This window comes from Streptomyces sp. SID12501 (assembly GCF_010550245.1).
Lineage (GTDB): Bacteria > Actinomycetota > Actinomycetes > Streptomycetales > Streptomycetaceae > Streptomyces.
In genome coordinates, this window is the sequence record NZ_JAAGLU010000223.1 from 1 (window position 1) to 667 (window position 667).

Genomic DNA, 667 nt, shown 5'->3' on the forward strand with positions numbered 1-667 from the left:
ACGTGCCGATGCGCGCGGTCACGTCCGGGTTCGACACGTGACCCGAGACCGTGGTGCGCGCCAGGCCCAGGCGCGTCGCGATGTACGCGTACTCGCGGTCGCCGTGCGCGGCCTGGTTGAGGTTCATGAAGTCGAAGTCGATGGTGTCCCACGGCAGCTCGACGTTCGCCTGCGTGTGCAGGTGCAGCAGCGGCTTGCGCAGCAGGTCCAGGCCCGTGATCCACATCTTCGCGGGGCTGAACGTGTGCATCCACGTGACGACGCCGAGCACCTTGTCGTCGGCGTTCGCGTCGAGCATCGCGCGGCGGATCGCCTCGGAGTCCTTGAGGACGGGCTTCCAGACGACCTTCGCGGGCACGTCGCCCGACGCGTCCAGCGCCGCCGCGACCTCCTGCGACTGCGCGGCGACCTGGCGCAGCGTCTCCTCGCCGTACAGGTCCTGCGAGCCGGTGAAGAACCAGATCTCCTGGTCCGGGTAGGCCTTGCTCATCGGTGCATCTCCCTCGATCGCCAGGTCAGTGCTGGCCGTAGACGTTCTGGTAACGGGCGTACAGCGAGTCGATGTCGCTCTGCGCGATCGGCAGCGGCTCGCCGAGCTGCCGGCTGATGTGGACGGTCCGGGCGACCTCCTCGACCATGACGGCGGCCTTCACGGCGGCCGTGGCCT

1 pseudogene is annotated in these 667 nt (G+C 68.8%); it reads right to left on the bottom strand.

The features are described 5' to 3' along the window. Nucleotides 1–490 (bottom strand): annotated as a pseudogene (locus tag G3I71_RS45385) (L-arabinose isomerase); the annotation flags it as partial. Between the last annotated feature and the right edge of the window lie 177 nt (nucleotides 491–667).